The organism is Bradyrhizobium sp. HKCCYLRH3073 (assembly GCF_051167995.1).
In the GTDB taxonomy this organism is placed as follows: Bacteria; Pseudomonadota; Alphaproteobacteria; order Rhizobiales; family Xanthobacteraceae; genus Bradyrhizobium.
Genome location: NZ_JBNPUD010000021.1, coordinates 40701 through 57736, shown reverse-complemented (window position 1 = coordinate 57736; position 17036 = coordinate 40701). Strand labels below are relative to the sequence as shown.

General features: G+C 67.3%; 13 protein-coding genes. 12 read left to right on the top strand and 1 reads right to left on the bottom strand.

Annotation, left to right across the window (positions count from 1 at the left end):
* Positions 1–72: 72 nt before the first annotated feature.
* The 3 genes from ftsW (at position 73) to ACQR1X_RS30575 (ending at position 3259) form a co-directional block, all read left to right on the top strand.
* Positions 73–1224 carry a putative lipid II flippase FtsW gene (gene ftsW, locus ACQR1X_RS30585; RefSeq protein ID WP_315802115.1) on the top strand — a complete coding sequence of 384 codons (1152 nt, stop codon included), beginning with the start codon at positions 73–75 and terminating at the stop codon, positions 1222–1224.
* A gap of 47 nt (positions 1225–1271) precedes the next feature.
* Complete coding sequence (gene murG / locus ACQR1X_RS30580) at positions 1272–2375, top strand: undecaprenyldiphospho-muramoylpentapeptide beta-N-acetylglucosaminyltransferase (RefSeq protein WP_434900219.1); 1104 nt, start codon at positions 1272–1274, stop codon at positions 2373–2375.
* A 161-nt stretch (positions 2376–2536) separates the two neighbouring features.
* The gene (locus ACQR1X_RS30575; RefSeq protein WP_434900218.1) at positions 2537–3259 is read left to right on the top strand and encodes a helix-turn-helix domain-containing protein; all 723 of its coding nucleotides are present in this window, start codon (positions 2537–2539) and stop codon (positions 3257–3259) included.
* Positions 3260–3263: 4 nt separating this feature from the next.
* Here ACQR1X_RS30575 and ACQR1X_RS30570 read toward each other — a convergent pair whose 3' ends face one another.
* On the bottom strand, positions 3264–4001 hold the full coding sequence (locus tag ACQR1X_RS30570) for a carbonic anhydrase (protein WP_434900217.1): 738 nt from the start codon (positions 3999–4001) through the stop codon (positions 3264–3266).
* Positions 4002–4361: 360 nt separating this feature from the next.
* Here ACQR1X_RS30570 and murC point away from each other — a divergent pair, with 360 nt between their 5' ends.
* The 9 genes from murC (at position 4362) to recN (ending at position 16949) form a co-directional block, all read left to right on the top strand.
* The gene (gene murC, locus ACQR1X_RS30565; RefSeq protein WP_315802118.1) at positions 4362–5765 is read left to right on the top strand and encodes a UDP-N-acetylmuramate--L-alanine ligase; all 1404 of its coding nucleotides are present in this window, start codon (positions 4362–4364) and stop codon (positions 5763–5765) included.
* Between the two features lie 214 nt (positions 5766–5979).
* Positions 5980–6903, top strand: coding sequence for a UDP-N-acetylmuramate dehydrogenase (gene murB, locus ACQR1X_RS30560; RefSeq protein WP_434900216.1), 924 nt, complete (start codon positions 5980–5982; stop codon positions 6901–6903).
* A 70-nt stretch (positions 6904–6973) separates the two neighbouring features.
* Positions 6974–7975 (top strand): D-alanine--D-alanine ligase family protein, encoded by a 1002-nt coding sequence (locus ACQR1X_RS30555; RefSeq protein ID WP_434900215.1) that lies wholly within the window; start codon positions 6974–6976, stop codon positions 7973–7975.
* Between the two features lie 297 nt (positions 7976–8272).
* Positions 8273–9319, top strand: coding sequence for a cell division protein FtsQ/DivIB (locus ACQR1X_RS30550; protein ID WP_434900214.1), 1047 nt, complete (start codon positions 8273–8275; stop codon positions 9317–9319).
* Positions 9316–10635 (top strand): cell division protein FtsA, encoded by a 1320-nt coding sequence (ftsA, locus tag ACQR1X_RS30545; RefSeq protein ID WP_008964399.1) that lies wholly within the window; start codon positions 9316–9318, stop codon positions 10633–10635. Before ACQR1X_RS30550 ends, ftsA begins: the two co-directional genes overlap by 4 nt.
* A gap of 90 nt (positions 10636–10725) precedes the next feature.
* A complete protein-coding gene (gene ftsZ, locus ACQR1X_RS30540) occupies positions 10726–12561 on the top strand; it encodes a cell division protein FtsZ (RefSeq protein ID WP_315802122.1) in 1836 nt (611 codons plus the stop codon).
* A 345-nt stretch (positions 12562–12906) separates the two neighbouring features.
* Entirely contained in the window at positions 12907–13866 is a 960-nt protein-coding gene (lpxC, locus tag ACQR1X_RS30535) for a UDP-3-O-acyl-N-acetylglucosamine deacetylase (protein WP_315802123.1), read from the top strand.
* Positions 13867–14259: 393 nt separating this feature from the next.
* A complete protein-coding gene (locus tag ACQR1X_RS30530) occupies positions 14260–15150 on the top strand; it encodes an outer membrane protein assembly factor BamD (protein WP_315802124.1) in 891 nt (296 codons plus the stop codon).
* A gap of 125 nt (positions 15151–15275) precedes the next feature.
* Positions 15276–16949 (top strand): DNA repair protein RecN, encoded by a 1674-nt coding sequence (gene recN / locus ACQR1X_RS30525; protein ID WP_315802125.1) that lies wholly within the window; start codon positions 15276–15278, stop codon positions 16947–16949.
* Positions 16950–17036: the final 87 nt, after the last annotated feature.

The following is a 17036-nucleotide window of genomic DNA, read 5'->3' as shown; positions in this document are numbered from 1 at the left end:
GAGAGGCCCTTAACCCTTCGATAACCATCCTGGGCGCCAATGGGCCGATGTCTCGGCTCAGGTGGACGCCCGATGCTCTCCCGTGAAGAACGCAATCCGCTGTCCGACTGGTGGTGGACGGTCGACAAGCCGCTGCTCGGCTCCATCCTCGCGCTGATGCTGTGCGGGGTGATCCTGTCGCTCGCGGCCAGCCCGCCGGTGGCGACCCGGATCGGGCTCGATCCGTTCCACTTCTTCAACCGACACGTCCTGTTCCTGTTGCCGTCGTTCATCGTGCTGATCGGCGTGTCCTTCCTGTCGCCGCGCCAGATCCGGCGCAGCGCGCTGGTGGTGTTCACGATCGCCATCGTGCTGATCGTGCTGACGCTCGCGATCGGCCCGGAGGTGAAGGGCTCGCGGCGCTGGATCACGCTGATCGGCGTCAACATCCAGGCGTCCGAGGCGGCGAAGCCGGCCTTCGTCGTCGTTTCCGCCTGGTTGTTCTCGGAATCCGCGCGGCGGCCCGACATGCCGGCGACCACCATGGCGCTGGTGCTGCTGCTGATGCTGGTGTCGCTGTTGGTGATGGAGCCGGATTTCGGCCAGACCATGCTGATCCTGATGGTCTGGGGCTCGCTGTTCTTCATCGCCGGCATGCGCATGATCTGGGTCGCGGGTCTCGCGGGCGCCGCCGCCGCCGGCCTGTTCGGCGCCTATCTCCTGGTCCCGCACGTCGCCGGCCGCATCAAGCGCTTCATGAACCCGGCCTCGGGCGACACCTTCCAGGTCGACACCGCGATGGAGGCGTTCTCGAATGGCGGCTGGTTCGGCCTTGGGCCGGGCGAGGGCATCGCCAAGCGCAGCCTGCCGGACAGTCACACCGATTTCGTGTTCGCGGTCGCCGCCGAGGAGTTCGGCATCATCCTGTGCCTGGCGCTGGTCGCGCTGTTTGCGTTCATCGTGATCCGCACGCTGTCGCGCGCCTATGCGACCGAGGACAGCTTCGCGCGTTTCGCAGCGTCGGGCCTCGCGATCCTGTTCGGCATCCAGGCGGCCATCAACATCTCCGTCAACCTGCAGCTGATCCCGGCCAAGGGCATGACCTTGCCCTTCATCTCCTACGGCGGTTCCTCGATCGTGTCGCTCGCCTATGGCGTCGGCATGATGCTGGCGCTGACCCGGCAGCGGCCGCGGATGGAGGTCGAGGCAGGCGACGCAGCCGGCGCGGTGCGCAATTACGCTTGAGGTCGCCTTGCTCGCAATGACGACACATTGCCTGTAAACAAGCCCGCATGACCTCAACCGCGCCTCTCATTCTGCTCGCGGCCGGCGGCACCGGCGGCCATCTGTTTCCTGCTGAAGCGCTCGGCGTCGAGCTGATCAGGCGCGGCTATCGCGTCCGTCTCGTCACCGATGCGCGCGCGCTGCGCTACAGTGGCCTGTTCACCAAGGACATGATCGACGTGGTGCCGAGCGAGACGGTGCGCAGCCGCTCGCCGGTCGCACTCGCGCGGACCGCGCTGCTGCTCGGCACCGGCACCCTCGCGGCCTTCAACCTGATGCGGCGGCTCAAGCCCGCGGCCGTGATCGGCTTCGGCGGCTATCCGACCGTGCCGCCGCTGCTGGCGGCACGCCTCGCCGGCGTGCCCAGCCTGATCCACGACGCCAATGCCGTGCTCGGCCGCGCCAACCGCTTCCTGTCCGCGCATGTGAAGGCGATCGCGACCTCGTTGCCGGGTGTGCTCGACCGCGATCCCGCGCTGTCGGCCAAGACGACCACGGTCGGCACCCCGATGCGACCTGCCATCCTCGAAGCCGCGGGCGTGCCCTATGTCCCGCCGGAGACCGCCAGGCCGCTGCGGCTGCTCGTGGTCGGCGGCAGCCAGGGCGCGCGCATCATGAGCGACATCGTGCCCGGCGCGATCGAGCGGCTGGAGCCGGCGCTCTGGGGCCGGCTGATGCTGACCCAGCAGGTGCGCCAGGAGGACATGGCGCGGGTGCGCGCGGTCTACGACCGGCTGAAGATCAACGCCGAGCTGCAGCCGTTCTTCACCGACCTGCCGGCGCGCCTCGCCGCCAATCATCTCGTGATCTCGCGCTCAGGCGCCGGTACCGTGGCCGAGCTCGCCGCGATCGGCCGGCCCTCGATCCTGGTGCCGCTGCCCGGCGCCATCGACCAGGACCAGTTCGCCAATGCCGGCGTGCTGTCGGACGCGAGCGCCGCGATCCGGATCGTGCAGACCGAATTCACCTCCGACAGGCTGGCCTCCGAGATCTCGGCGCTCGCCGCCGAGCCCGCGCGCCTCGCCGCCATGGCGCAGGCCGCGCGCGCGGCCGGCCGGCTCGATGCCGCGGAACGTCTGGCCGATCTCGTGATCAGGACGGCGGCGCTCTAGTCGCGCGAGCGCATGGTGATCCCAAGATGAACCGGAGCTCCGACGATGGCGGCATCCTGCCCGACGATCGTCCGATGCGCTTGCGGCGGCATCCGTCCTTCGTGCCTGTGCTCGTGGAATTCTGCGACCGGCTGATTGCGCCGCTGCGCGGCCAGCGCCTGATGATCAAGCTGTTCGGTCAGCGCGCTCCGACGGAAATCGCTGCGCATATCGTGATGATGCATATGTCGGCGCGCAAGCCGGTCGAGCGGCCGACACTGACGCGTCTGCAGATGCGGCTGCCGGGTCCGCGGCAGACGGCGGCGTTCGTCGCGGTGTTGCGCGGTCTGTCGCTGGTGACCGTCGAGCGAGATCCCGAGGACGCTCGTATCCGCTATCTGGTGCCTGGCCCCGTCATCCTCGAGGGACTGCGAGGCTGGCTTGCCATGCACCTGGATTGCCACGCGCGGTTGACGCAGTCCGATGGACTGAGCCTTCGTCTGCAGGACGACGCCGCGTTATTTGCGGAGACGATCCGGCAATGTGCGGGCTGGCTCTGCCGCGACAACCGGCCGCTGACGGGCTTTCCCGATCTCGCCTGGACCGACGAGCACGACAGCGGCATCCATCTGGCCCTGACGCTCGTCGCCCGGTCCGCGGTTGGGCGCGAGGCCATCGCGATTTCGACGGCGGAGCTTGCGACCTCGCTCGGCGTCTCGCGCTCCCATATCCGCAATCTGCTGGCGACCATGGAGGGCCGTGGTCTGCTGCGCTTCGGCGACGGGCGCCGGCATCTGACGCTGACGCCGGGTTTCGTGGCTTCCGTGGAAGCCTGGTTCTGCCATCAGGTATGCTGGCTCGCGGCCGCAGCCGCGCGTGCGGATCGCGCGCTGCGGCCGGCTTGAGGCGTCAGATCATGGTGACCCGGCCGGTGCCGATGTCATAGATGCCGCCGACGATCTTCACCTTGCCCTCGGCGACCATGCGGCCGACGATCGGCTTGGCAGTCAAGAGGCGCCGGACATTGTTGCGGACGTTCTCCGCGGTGGCTTCGGCCAGCAGATCCTGCGGCTTCTTCGCGATCGCTGCCTCGACGCCGGGTTTGAGCGCATTGATCAATGCGGGCAGGTGGCCTGGCAGTTTGGTGCCGTCCTTGAGCACCTTGATCGTCGCATCGATGGCGCCGCAGCCGCTGTGACCGAGCACCAGCACGAGAGGCGTGCCGAGGAACTTGACGCCGTATTCGAGGCTGGCGAGGCCGTCGTCATTGACGAAATTGCCGGCGACGCGGACCACGAACAGCTCACCGGGCGCCTGATCGAACACCAGCTCGGGCGCGACCCGGGAATCTGCGCAGCTCACGATCGCGGCGATCGGGTATTGGGCCGCGGCGCGCGCCGCCCGGCCGGCCGAAAAATCCTTGTTGTCGAGATTGCCGGCGACGTAGCGCGCATTGCCATCGACGATGCGTTTCATCGCGTCATCCGGAGAGATGGCGTTGGGCGGCATTGCGCTGTCGTTCGCCTGCTTGGCTTCCTTGGCAAACGCCGGAAGTGCGCCGACCGCCGCGGCAGCCAGCACTGCGCCGCCGCCGAGCAGCCGGCGGCGGGACAATACGGGAGGGTGCGTTTCACACAGCGAGCACATCGGCGAGGGTTCTCCATCAAAGATTGAAATATGCGTGCCCGGCACGCCGGCCGCACGGCTACTCATGCCACGCGAACTGACGCAGTGAGCGCGCAAAAATTGCAGGTATCCCGTTGGGAGGGGGCGGCATGTGATCGCGCTTAATAATTCGTGAAGGGAGGGATCGAGCGGGAACTCCTGGCCGATCGCCGCCGGCCGGGCTGCCAAAATCGGCTAAAACCGGGCGAACGCCTGCGAATTTGGCACTTCTTACTGCCCGGGCGGACTTGTCCAGGTCGGCCATGTCTTGCAAGAAGGGCTGATGATTCGCGGCCGCTCCCTCCGGTGGGGACGCCCGGAACCCTTGAGACGAGACGCCCCATGAGACTGCCGCGCGAGATCGGACCCATCCACTTCGTCGGGATCGGCGGCATCGGCATGAGCGGCATCGCCGAGGTGCTGTGCAATCTCGGCTACACGGTGCAGGGCTCCGACGCCTCCGACAACGCCAATGTCGCGCGGCTGCGCGAGAAGGGCATCACCGTCAGCGTCGGGCACAAGGCCGAGAATGTCGCGGGCGCCGACGTCGTGGTGGTCTCGACCGCGATCAAGCGCGACAATCCGGAGCTGATGGCCGCGCGCGCCCAGCGGATCCCGGTCGTGCGGCGTGCCGAGATGCTGGCCGAGCTGATGCGGCTGAAGAGCTGCGTCGCGATCGCCGGCACCCATGGCAAGACCACGACGACATCGATGGTCGCGGCGCTGCTCGATGCCGGCGGCCTCGATCCGACCGTCATCAATGGCGGCATCATCAATGCCTACGGCACCAATGCGCGGCTCGGCGCCGGCGAATGGATGGTGGTCGAGGCCGACGAGAGCGACGGCACCTTCCTGAAGCTGCCGGCGGATGTCGCCATCGTCACCAATGTCGATCCCGAGCATCTCGATCACTTCAAGACCTTCGAGGCCGTGCAGGACGCGTTCCGCGCCTTCGTCGAGAACGTGCCGTTCTACGGCTTCGCGGTGATGTGCATCGATCATCCGGTGGTGCAGGCGCTGGTCGGCAAGATCGAGGACCGCCGCATCATCACCTATGGCGTGAACCCGCAGGCCGATGTCCGGCTCGTCGACCTCGCGCCGATGGGCGGCGGCTCGTCGTTCAAGGTCGTGTTCCGCGACCGCAAGAGCGGTGAGACGCACGAGATTGCCGACATCGCGCTGCCGATGCCAGGCCGGCACAATGCCTCGAACGCAACGGCGGCCATTGCGGTCGCGCGCGAGCTCGGCCTGTCCGACGAGGCCATCCGCAAGGCGATTGCCGGCTTCGGCGGCGTCAAGCGCCGCTTCACCCGCACCGGCGAGTGGAACGGCGTCACCGTGATCGACGACTACGGGCATCACCCCGTCGAGATCGCCGCCGTGCTGAAGGCGGCGCGCGAATCGACCAACGGCAAGGTCGTCGCCGTGGTGCAGCCGCATCGCTACACCCGGCTGCAATCGCTGTTCGAGGAGTTCTGCACCTGCTTCAACGACGCCGATGCGGTCGTCGTGGCCGACGTCTATCCGGCCGGCGAGGCGCCGATCGAGGGCATCGATCGCGACCACTTCGTTCTGGGCCTGCGCGCCCACGGCCATCGCGACGTGGTGCCGCTGCCGAAGGCCGCCGATCTCGCTCGTATCGTCAAGGACCTCGCCAAGCCCGGTGACCTCGTCGTGTGCCTCGGCGCCGGCAACATCACGCAATGGGCCTACGCGCTGCCCGGCGAGTTGAAGGCACTGGGGTGAGGGCGGTGTTGAACCAGCGGTTCACCGAGAAAGTCAGGCCACTCGACGTAGCCTCTCCGTTCCCTCCCCCCTTGTGGGGGAGGGGCAGGGAGGGGGGTGAGCCGCAGACTCCGGAGTGCGTGGTTCCCCCCTCCCTAGCCCTCCCCCACAAGGGGGGAGGGAACGGAGCGTGCTACGTCGCAACGACGTCGGCCCAAACGAGGCAGGCCGCCGCATGACCTTTTCCGACATCACCCCCGATCTCAAAACGGCCATGCCGGAGCTGCGTGGGCGGCTGCTCGCCAATGAGAGTCTCGCGCCGCTGACCTGGTTTCGTGTCGGCGGACCGGCGCAGGTGCTGTTCACGCCGGCGGATGCCGACGACCTCGCCTATTTCCTGAAGCACCTCCCAACGGATATCCCGCTCTATGTCATCGGCGTCGGCTCCAACCTGATCGTGCGTGATGGTGGCGTCCCCGGTGTCGTGATCCGGCTGGCGCCGCGCGCGTTCGGCGAGGTCAAGGCGGAAGGCGACATCGTCACGGCCGGCACCGCCGCGCTCGACAAGCGCGTCGCGGAGGTCGCCGCGTCGGCCAACCTCGCGGGCCTGGAATTCCTGTTCGGCATTCCCGGCACCATCGGCGGGGCGCTGCGGATGAATGCCGGCGCCAATGGCGGCGAGACTAAAGACATTCTCATTGAAGCGATCGCTGTCGACCGAAACGGCGAGACGCACCGCTTCAACAATGCCGAGATGAAGTTCACCTATCGCGCGAGCGGCGTCGATCCGGCGCTGATCTTCACGGCCGCGCGCTTCCGCGGCACGCCCTCGGCGCCGGAGGCGATCCGGGCGCGCATGGCGGAGGTGCAGGCGCATCGCGAGACGGCGCAGCCGATCCGCGAGAAGACGGGCGGCTCGACCTTCAAGAATCCGCCGGGACATTCCGCCTGGAAGCTGGTCGATGCCGCCGGCTGTCGTGGACTCAGGGTCGGCGGCGCCCAGGTCTCGGAAATGCACTGCAACTTCCTGATCAACCTCGGCAACGCCACCGCCGACGACATCGAGACGCTCGGCGAGACCGTCCGCGAGCGGGTCAAGGCGGGCTCGGGGATCGAGCTGCAGTGGGAGATCAAGCGGATTGGAATCAAGGCGAGCTGATCGAGCCGCCTGCTCACGTGACGTCAGCGCAATCGCGACCGCGATTGTGAGATCAATCGAGAAGACATTGATGCGCACCACGATTTTGTTCGGCGGCTCCAACAAGGAGCGCCTCGTCTCGGTCGCGAGCGCGAAAGCCCTGCACGCCGCGTTGCCCGAGGCTGAGCTGTGGTTCTGGGACGTCGATGACACCGTGCATCAGGCCAGCGGCCAAGCGCTGGCCGCGCATGCCAAGCCGTTCGAGGAGCCGTTCACCGCCGATGGCGCCAGGATCGGCGCGCTCGGCGAGGCGCTCGATCGCGCCGGGGCCGAGGGTCGGGTCCTGGTGCTCGGCCTGCATGGCGGCCGGGCGGAGAATGGCGAGCTTCAACTGATGTGCGAGCTTCGTGGTGTGCCGTTCACCGGCTCGAGCTCGGCGGCCTCGCACCTCGCCTTCGACAAGGTTGCCGCCAAACGCTTCGCCGTGCTCGGCGGTGTCACGGCGGCCGAGGGTGTCGCGCTGGATGATGCCGAGGCTGCGCTCGCGCGCTACGGCCGGCTGATCGCGAAGCCCGTGAAGGATGGCTCGAGCTTCGGCCTCATCTTCGTCAACGCCAGCCAGGACCTCGTCGCCGTCAAGGCAGCGGCCGCGACCGAGGAATATCTGATCGAGCCGTTCGTCACCGGGACCGAGGCGACCTGCGGCGTGCTCGAGCAGGCCGACGGCTCGCTGATCGCGCTGCCGCCGATCGAGATCCTCCCCGCCGATGGCGCCTTCGACTATTTCGCGAAGTACCTCGCGGCGGCGACGAAGGAAATCTGTCCGGGCCGCTTCAGTGCGGAGATCACTGCGGCGCTCCAGGCTGAGGCGATCAAGGCGCATCGCGCGCTGTCCTGCGGTGGCTACTCGCGCACCGACTTCATCGTCGCGGCCAACGGTCCGGTTTATCTGGAGACCAATACCCTGCCGGGCCTGACGGCCGCCTCGCTCTACCCGAAGGCTCTGGCGGCCCAGGGCATCGCCATTGTCGATTTCCTCAATCAGCAGATCGCCCTGGCCGAGAGGCGCAGCCGCCGATCCGGCGTGCGGTAGGCGCACCGGAGGAACCCGGCCCGGCGTCCCCCGGTGGTTCCTGTAACCCGTAAAATGCTTAAGAATTCCGGGCAAGGTCCTCATAAATCGGAGAAAAAATTCGTCTCCTCGGACCGATTTTACTTTTTGTTTACCAGGACGTCCGAAGGTTAACGCTGGCGCCTCAGTGGTGCTCGGCTGCCAGGTCGGGCCATCGTGACGAACCGCGTCGCGATGGTCGGAAGGGATCCGGTCGGCCGGGACCGTGGGCGTGGGTCCGCGAGTATCTGCGGGCGCAACAGTTGATGAGCTCGTGCAATGGATGGTGCAGGACGCCTCGCTCGATCGCAGAGGCCTCAAGCTGACCTGAAAGCCGCTGCCCTTGGCGCGGCAATCCTGCTGCGCGAGTATGTCTCGGCCCGTCTTCCGCGTGTCCGCTTTGCGCGAGGCACGAAGCAAGGCAGGCGATCCATCCGACGAGACCTTGCGCCGGCGCAGGCAGCGCTCGCGCCGATGGTCGAGCGCGAGGCGCCGCCGCGCGTGGTCGAACTCGTCGAGCGCTATCTGCCGCGCCGGCTCGGCACCGTGGCGACGGTGGTCCTCTTGTTCGGCAGTGTCTGGCTCGGCATCGTCAAGGGCGGCCATGCGCAGGACGTCAGTGTGGCGTTGTCCGACACCCGCAACGCGCTCGCCAATGCGGCCGGGTTCCGCATCACGGCTGTTGCGATCAACGGCCGGAAGCAGCTTACCCAGGACGAGATCCTCGCGGTCGGCGGCGTTACCGGCCGCTCCTCGTTGCTGTTCCTGGATGCCGCCGCAGTGCGTGACAGGCTCAAAGCCAACCCCTGGATCGCCGACGCCACGGTGCAGAAGTTCTTTCCGAACCAACTGCAGATCGACGTCGTCGAACGCAAGGCATTCGCGCTCTGGCAGCAGGACGGCCGCCTCTCGGTCATAGCCGAGGACGGCGCCGTGCTCGAGCAATATGTCTCGCGCCGCTTCCTGACGCTGCCGCTCGTGGTCGGCAAGGGAGCCGAGAGCCGCGCGCGCGATTTCCTGGCGCTGCTCGCCCGCTACCCGCAGGTGCGCGCGATCACCAAGGCCGCCGTGTTCGTCGGCGAGCGGCGCTGGAACCTGCGGACCAAGGACGGCCTCGACATTCGCCTGCCCGAACATGATGTCGGCAACGCGCTCGCGACCCTGACCCAGCTCGATCAGGACGACAAGCTGTTCTCGCGCGACATCGTCGCCATCGACCTGCGGCTGCCGGACCGGCTGACGGTGCAGCTCTCCGAGGATGCGGGCAAGGCGCGCGACGAGCTGTTCAAGGACAAGAAGTCCAAGAAGAAGGCCGGTGACGCATGACCGGCTTCGATCGCCAGACTCCGAAGACGCGCCCGATGGGCCAGAAGCGCACCGCGCTCGTGGCCTCGCTCGACGTCGGCACCAGCAAGATCGCCTGCATGATCGCGCGGCTGAAGCCGGCGCCGCCGAGCGACGCGCTGCGCGGCCGCACCCACGCCGTCGAGCTGATCGGCTACAGCCAGATCCAGTCGCGCGGCGTCAAGGCCGGCGCCGTCGTCGATCCCGTCGAATGCGAGCAGGCGGTGCGGCAGGCGGTCGCGCTGGCCGAGCGCATGGCGAAGGTGCGGGTCGAATCCGTGCTGCTGCCGGTCGCGGGCGGCCGCGTCATGGGCCACCTGATCGAGGCCACCTCGGACATTCGCGGCGGCGCCGTCACCCAGGCCGATGTCAGCCGCGTCACCTCGACCGGCATGCACCACGCCACCGGCGACGGGCGCGCGGTGCTGCATGCCTTGCCCGTCGGCTACACGCTCGACGGCGTGAAGGGCATCCGGGATCCCCGCGGCATGCTGGCGCGGCAGTTCGGCGTCGACATGAACGTCGTCACGACGGACGCCACCGTGGCCAAGAACCTGATGCTCGTGGTCGAGCGCTGCCACCTCAACGTCGAGGCGATGGCGGCAAGCCCGTATGTTGCCGGGTTGTCGGTGCTGACCGACGACGAGGCCGATCTCGGCGCCGCCGTGGTCGAGATGGGGGCGGGCACCACGACGATCGCGATCTATTCCGGCGGCCGCTTCGTCCATGCCTCCGGTTTTGCGCTCGGCGGGCATCACGTGACCATGGATCTTGCGCGCGGACTATCAGCGTGCATTGCAGATGCCGAGCGAATCAAGACGTTATATGGCACGGTGCTGACTGGCGGGTCCGACGCGCGTGAGTTGATGTCTGTTCCGACGGCCGGTGACAACGAGCGGGATGTTCCGCAGATCGTGTCCCGCGCCACCATCGCGAACATCGTCAGGCACCGCGCAGAGGAGATTTTTGAAATGGTCCGCGACCGGCTGAAGGATTCGCCCTTTGCGGCAGAACCCAAGGCGCGCGTCGTCCTCAGCGGAGGCGCCTCTCAGCTGACGGGGCTGGTCGAGCTTGCGACCCGGATCCTCGACCGCCCGGTGCGCGTCGGCCGCCCGCTCGGCTTCGGCCGTCTTCCCAACGAGGCCAAGAACGCCGCCTTCGCGGTGCCGACGGGGCTGCTGGTCTATCCGCAATACGCGCACCTCGAACACGTCGAACCGCGGCATACGCGGCAGGTCGGGACAGGAACCGACGGCTACTTCGGAAAGGTCGGACGATGGCTACGCGAGGGCTTCTGATGACCGGTTTCCACCCCATGCGATTTTCAACAACACCAACCGCGGCCGGCGGCCGGGGCGAACCCACCCGCGCGTGATCGAGAGGCAATCATGGCACTCACTATTACACCTCCTGATATCCACGAGCTGAAGCCCCGGATCACCGTGTTCGGTGTCGGCGGCGCGGGCGGCAATGCCGTCAACAACATGATCACGGCCGGCCTGCAGGGGGTCGACTTCGTCGTCGCCAATACCGACGCGCAGGCGCTGACCATGTCCAAGGCGCAGCGCATCATTCAGATGGGCACGCAGGTGACCCAGGGCCTCGGCGCCGGCTCGCAGCCGGACGTTGGAGCTGCCGCCGCGCAGGAGGTGATCGACGAGATCCGCGATCATCTCTCGGGCGCCAACATGGTGTTCGTGACCGCCGGCATGGGTGGCGGAACCGGCACCGGTGCAGCCCCGGTCATTGCCAAGACCGCGCGCGAGATGAACATCCTCACGGTGGGCGTCGTCACCAAGCCGTTCCACTTCGAAGGCGCGCGCCGCATGCGCACCGCGGAGTCCGGCATCTCCGAGCTGCACAAGGTCGTCGACACCTTGCTGATCATCCCGAACCAGAACCTGTTCCGGGTCGCCAACGAGAAGACCACCTTCGCCGACGCCTTCGCGATGGCCGACCAGGTGCTGTATTCCGGCGTCGCCTGCATCACCGACCTGATGGTGAAGGAAGGCCTGATCAACCTCGACTTCGCCGACGTTCGCGCCGTGATGCGCGAGATGGGCAAGGCGATGATGGGCACCGGCGAAGCCTCCGGCGACAAGCGCGCGCTGACCGCCGCCGAAGCCGCCATCGCCAACCCGCTGATCGACGATTCCTCGATGAAGGGCGCGCGTGGCCTGTTGATCTCGATCACCGGCGGCAAGGATCTCACGCTGTTCGAGGTCGACGAAGCTGCGACCCGCATCCGCGAGGAGGTCGACCAGGACGCCAACATCATCGTCGGCGCCACCTTCGACGAATCGCTCGACGGGCTGATCCGGGTCTCGGTGGTCGCCACCGGCATCGAGCAGGCGCAGTTCAACCGCGGCGTCACGACGACTGCACAGCCGGCGGCGGCTGTCGCTCCGATTGCCGCCGCCCCGACCGCTGCCGCGGGTCTCCCTGAAAGCCGCCTCGCCGATCTGACTGCGCGCCTGCGCGCCGACAATCAGCGCCTGGCTGAACGCGCCGCCAAGCTCGAGCAGCAGGCGTCGCAGGCTCCGGCCGTCGCCGCGCCCGCGCCGATGGCGCCTGCGCCGCGTCCGGCTCCCAACCTCGAGCGCGACACGCTGGCCGCCGTTGCCGCCGCAATGGCCAGCGAGCCCGCGCCCGCGTCGGCGCCGGTCCAGCCCGCCTCCTATGGCGATGTGACGGTGCGCCCGATCGCGCAGAAGCCGTCGCTGTTCCCGGAACCGGAGGCGCAGCGCGCGGCCCCGATCGAGCCGGCGGCCCCGCCGGAGACGTTCATCCCGCAGGCCGCGGAGCGGGTTCCGTCGCGCGCGCCGCGCATGCCGAAGTTCGAGGACCTGCCGATGCCGGCCCAGGCCGAGATCCGGCAGGCGCGCGGCGACGAGGGCGATGAGCATCCGCAGAAGACCCGGATGTCGCTGCTGCAGCGTCTCGCCAATGTCGGTCTCGGCCGCCGCGACGAGGATGCCGAGCCGCCGCTGCCGGTGCGGACCGCGGGTCCTGCCATGCCGCAGATGCCGCCGCTGCCGGAACGGAAGCCGCAGCGGAACGTTGCTCAGCAGGTTGCGAGCCACGAATCGCCTGTCTCGGAATATGCCCGCCGTCCCGCACCCCAGGGTCTGGACGTCCATGGCCGTCCCGCGCCTGTGTCCCCGGCGCCACAGGGAGATGACCATTTGGATATCCCGGCCTTCCTGCGCCGGCAGGCCACCTGAGAATTGTTACAGCCCTGATGGTGCTGAACAGGCCCGGCTCGCGAGAGCCGGGCCTTTTCCATGGCTGTCCGGGGCTCGTTGATCGCCGTTCAACTAACTGATTTTAAATGATTAATTATTCTTTCGGTGTTTAGATCGGGAACCAGGAGGGTTAAGGCCACGTTCCAGTTTGGTTAAGGGTTGGCGCGAATACGGCAGAGATGGGGTAACAATCCGTAAAGAAGCGTGAGTTGGCGCTCTTTGGGGCTCTCGTTAAGTTCTGCCGTGACTTGGGGATGCCTAAAACTGAGTCGGTTCGCGAGGGGCGGCCGATAAGGGATCAGGCGGGGTCTTGGGCGATCGTCGATGAAATTCAGCCGGCAAACAACGCTTCGTTCGCAAGCCACCGTCACCGGTGTAGGCGTCCACTCTGGCGCGCCTGTCAGCCTGACGATCGGGCCTGCGCCGATCGATGCGGGAATCGTGTTCCTCCGCACCGGCCTCGATGGCGCTGACCGCGAGGTCCAGGCGTCCTTCGGCTCGGTGATCGCCACCGAGTTGGCGACGGTGCTCGGTGACCGCCACGGTGCGCTGGTGTCCACTGCCGAGCATGTGCTCGCCGCGCTGCGCGGCATGGGTGTCGACAACGCCCTGATCGAGGTCGACGGCCCCGAGGTTCCGATCATGGACGGCAGCGCTGCGCCGTTCGTCGCTGCCATCGACCAGGCCGGAATCGTCAATCAGTCGGCCCCGCGGCGCTACCTTCAGGTGCTCAAGCCGGTCCAGGTGACCATGGGCGCCTCCACGGGCGAGCTGCGTCCGAACAGCTCCGGCTTCCGGGTCGAAGCTGAAATCGATTTCACCAACCCCGTGATCGGCCGCCAAGCCTATCATTTCGAACTCAGCCCCGAGCGCTTCCGCCGCGAGATCGCCCGCGCCCGCACCTTCGGCTGCATGAGCGACGTGTCGCGGCTGTGGAGCGCCGGCTTCGCGCTCGGTTCCTCCTTCGACAACACGCTGGTGTTCGACGAGGACCGCCTGCTCAATCCCGAAGGTCTGCGCTACGCCGACGAATGCGCCCGCCACAAGGTGCTGGACGCGATCGGCGATCTGGCGCTGGCCGGCCTGCCGATGCTCGGAACGTATCGTTCGGTCCGTGGCGGTCACAAGCTCAACCATGCGGTGCTGACTGCTCTGATGGCCGATCGCACCGCTTGGCGGATCGTCGAAGGCGAGACCGTGCGTCGTCCCCGCGTGGCCGCGGAGGTCGTCGGCGGCATGGTCGGTGGCATGGTCGCCCCGGCCTACGGCCCGGACGTGTCCTGAGCGGCGTCGCCCCGATCGGCTGATTCCGTCGGCTGACCTACGCAACGCGCGACATCGCCGGGAGCTTTGCTTTCGGCGTGGTTCAGATTTTTCCGTCTGCTTTTTTGTCAATGTTTGTTGCCGGCCGCGTCCTTCTCAGCGGCTGGACCCTCGGCATTTCGATGTTTTCCAACGGCTTCTTCAGCGGTAACCATGATGCGTGGCGGCAGCCTCGGTGTTGCCTTAATCCGGGCGGATTGGCTTCCTATGCGGTTGGTTGATGAAGTGTTTTCGGCTAGAGAGGCCGGGGCCGCGTGATGCGTGCCACCGGCGGGGCTCTTCCCTCGCGGTCATGAAGCGACCTTCATGGTGCGCGGCGTAGATCAGATCACAGGCATCGGGTTCCAAAGAAGCATGTCGATACAGCGTCTCACGCGCGACCTCCGTCATCCCGCAGCAAGCATCGGCCGGCTTAGGCTCGCCGCATCGCTGATCCTGCTGGCGCTGCCTCTGAGCGGCTGCGGAACGGGCGGACTCTGGGACAAATTCCTGGCCAAGGACGACACCTTCGTCGATGAGCCCGCGGACAAGCTCTACAATGAGGGCTTGTACCTGATGAATGAGAAGAAGGACGTCAAAGGCGCGACCAAGAAGTTCGAGGAGGTCGATCGCCAGCATCCTTATTCCGACTGGGCCCGCAAATCGCTGCTGATGTCGGCTTACGCCTCCTATCAGGCCGGCGACTACGACGGCTGCATCGGCGCCGCCACCCGCTACGTGACCCTGCACCCGGGCAGCCCGGACGCGGCCTATGCGCAGTACCTGATTGCCGCCTCGCATTACGACCAGATCCCGGACATCAGCCGCGACCAGGGCCGCACCGAGAAGGCCATTGCCTCGCTCGAAGAGGTGGTGCGCAAATATCCGACCTCCGAATACGCCACCAATGCGAAGGCCAAGCTGGAGGGCGCCCGCGACCAGCTCGCCGGCAAGGAGATGGATGTCGGCCGCTATTACATGCAGAAGCGCGACTACACCGCCGCCATCAACCGCTTCAAGGCGGTGGTGACTCAGTACCAGACCACGCGGCACGTCGAGGAAGCGCTGTATCGCCTGACCGAGGCCTACATGACGATCGGTATCGTCGGCGAAGCGCAGACCGCGGCGGCCGTGCTCGGGCACAATTTCCCCGACAGCAAGTGGTACAAGGACGCCTATAATCTCGTGAAGTCGGGCGGCGTCGAGCCCGAGGAGAACAAGGGCTCCTACATCTCGCGCGCCTTCAAGAAGCTCGGCCTGGGCTGAGCGATCGGCCGGATCACTCGTCTGATCTTGCTTTGTTCTATATTCTTGTTTTGTTCTCTTTTTGCTGCTAGCATCGAGTCGTTCGCTCAGGGGCGATCCGCCCCGTTACGAAGGACTTCGGTTCCATGCTGGCGCGACTGTCGATCCGTGACATCGTCCTGATCGAACGACTCGATCTCGAATTCTCGAATGGACTTGCGGTGCTGACCGGCGAGACCGGAGCCGGCAAGTCGATCCTGCTCGATGCGTTTGCATTGGCTCTCGGCGGCCGCGGCGACGCCAGCCTGGTGCGCCATGGCGCCGACCAGGGGCAGGTCACGGCCGTGTTCGAGATCGGCAAGGATCATCCGGCCGCCCGGATCCTCGCTGCCAACGGCCTGGATGCCGATGGCGAGATGATCCTGCGCCGCGTTCAGTTCGGCGATGGCCGCACCCGCGCCTTCATCAACGACCAGTCGGTCAGCGTGCAGACGCTGAAGGCGATCGGCGCCACACTGGTCGAAATCCACGGCCAGCATGACGAACGTGCGCTGGTCGACGCCGCCACCCACCGCCGGCTGCTGGATGCCTTTGCGGGCCTGGAGAAGGACGTCGCCGCGGTGGAAGCGCTGTGGGCAGCGCGCCGGACTGCGGTCACGGCGCTCGACGAGCATCGGGCGAGCATGGAGCGCGCGGCCCGCGAGGCCGATTATCTGCGGCATGCCTCGGACGAGCTGAAGAAGCTGGCGCCGAAGGAGGGCGAGGAGACGCAGCTCGCCGCCCGCCGCACGGCGATGATGCAGGGCGAGAAGATCGCGGGCGATCTGCGCGACGCGCAGGATGCCGTCAGCGGCAACCAGTCGCCGATCGCCGCGCTAGCCGCGGCGGTCCGCCGGTTGGAGCGCCGCGCGGTCAGCTCGCCCGCGCTGGTCGACCCGGCGGTCAAGGCGATCGATTCGGCGATCAACGCCCTGGAGGAGGCCGATCAGCATCTGACGGTGGCACTCGCGGCCACCGATTTCGATCCGCTGGAGCTGGAGCGCATCGAGGAGCGGTTGTTCGCGCTGCGCGCGGCCGCGCGCAAATATTCGACGCCGGTGGACGGTCTGGCTGCCTTGGCTGCCAAATATGCCGCCGACGTCGTCCTGATCGATGCCGGCGCCGAGCAGCTGAAGAAGCTGGAAGCAGCGGCGGCGGCAGCCGATGGGCGCTATGCCGCCGCGGCGGCCAAGCTGTCGGCAGCGCGGACCAAGTCGGCCGAGAAGCTGAACCGGGCCGTCCATGCGGAGCTCGCCCCGCTCAAGCTCGAGCGGGCCAAGTTCATGACCCAGGTCGACAGCGACGCCGAGGCGCCGGGGCCGGAAGGCATCGACCGTGTCGAGTTCTGGGTTCAGACCAACCCGGGCACGCGGCCGGGCCCGATGATGAAGGTCGCCTCCGGCGGCGAGCTGTCGCGGTTCCTGCTGGCGCTCAAGGTCGTGCTGTCCGACCGCGGCTCGGCGCCGACCTTGGTGTTCGACGAGATCGACACCGGCGTCGGCGGCGCGGTCGCCGACGCCATCGGCGCCCGGCTGGCGCGGCTCGCGCACGGGGTTCAGGTGATGGCCGTGACCCACGCGCCGCAGGTCGCGGCCAGGGCGGACCAGCATCTGCTGATCTCCAAAGATGCGCTCGATCGCGGCAAGCGTGTCGTCACCCGGGTCAATACGCTGGCCACCCTGCACCGCCGCGAGGAAATCGCCCGCATGCTGGCCGGCGCCGAGGTCACCGCCGAAGCCCGCGCCGCCGCCGACCGCCTGCTGGAGGCTGCGGCGGCATAGCTGGAAACGGAGCGGCCGAACGCTTTGGCTCCGGCGCGCGCATTGTGTACACCGTCGTCTCGGGACGGCCTCCGGGCCGTCCCGCAA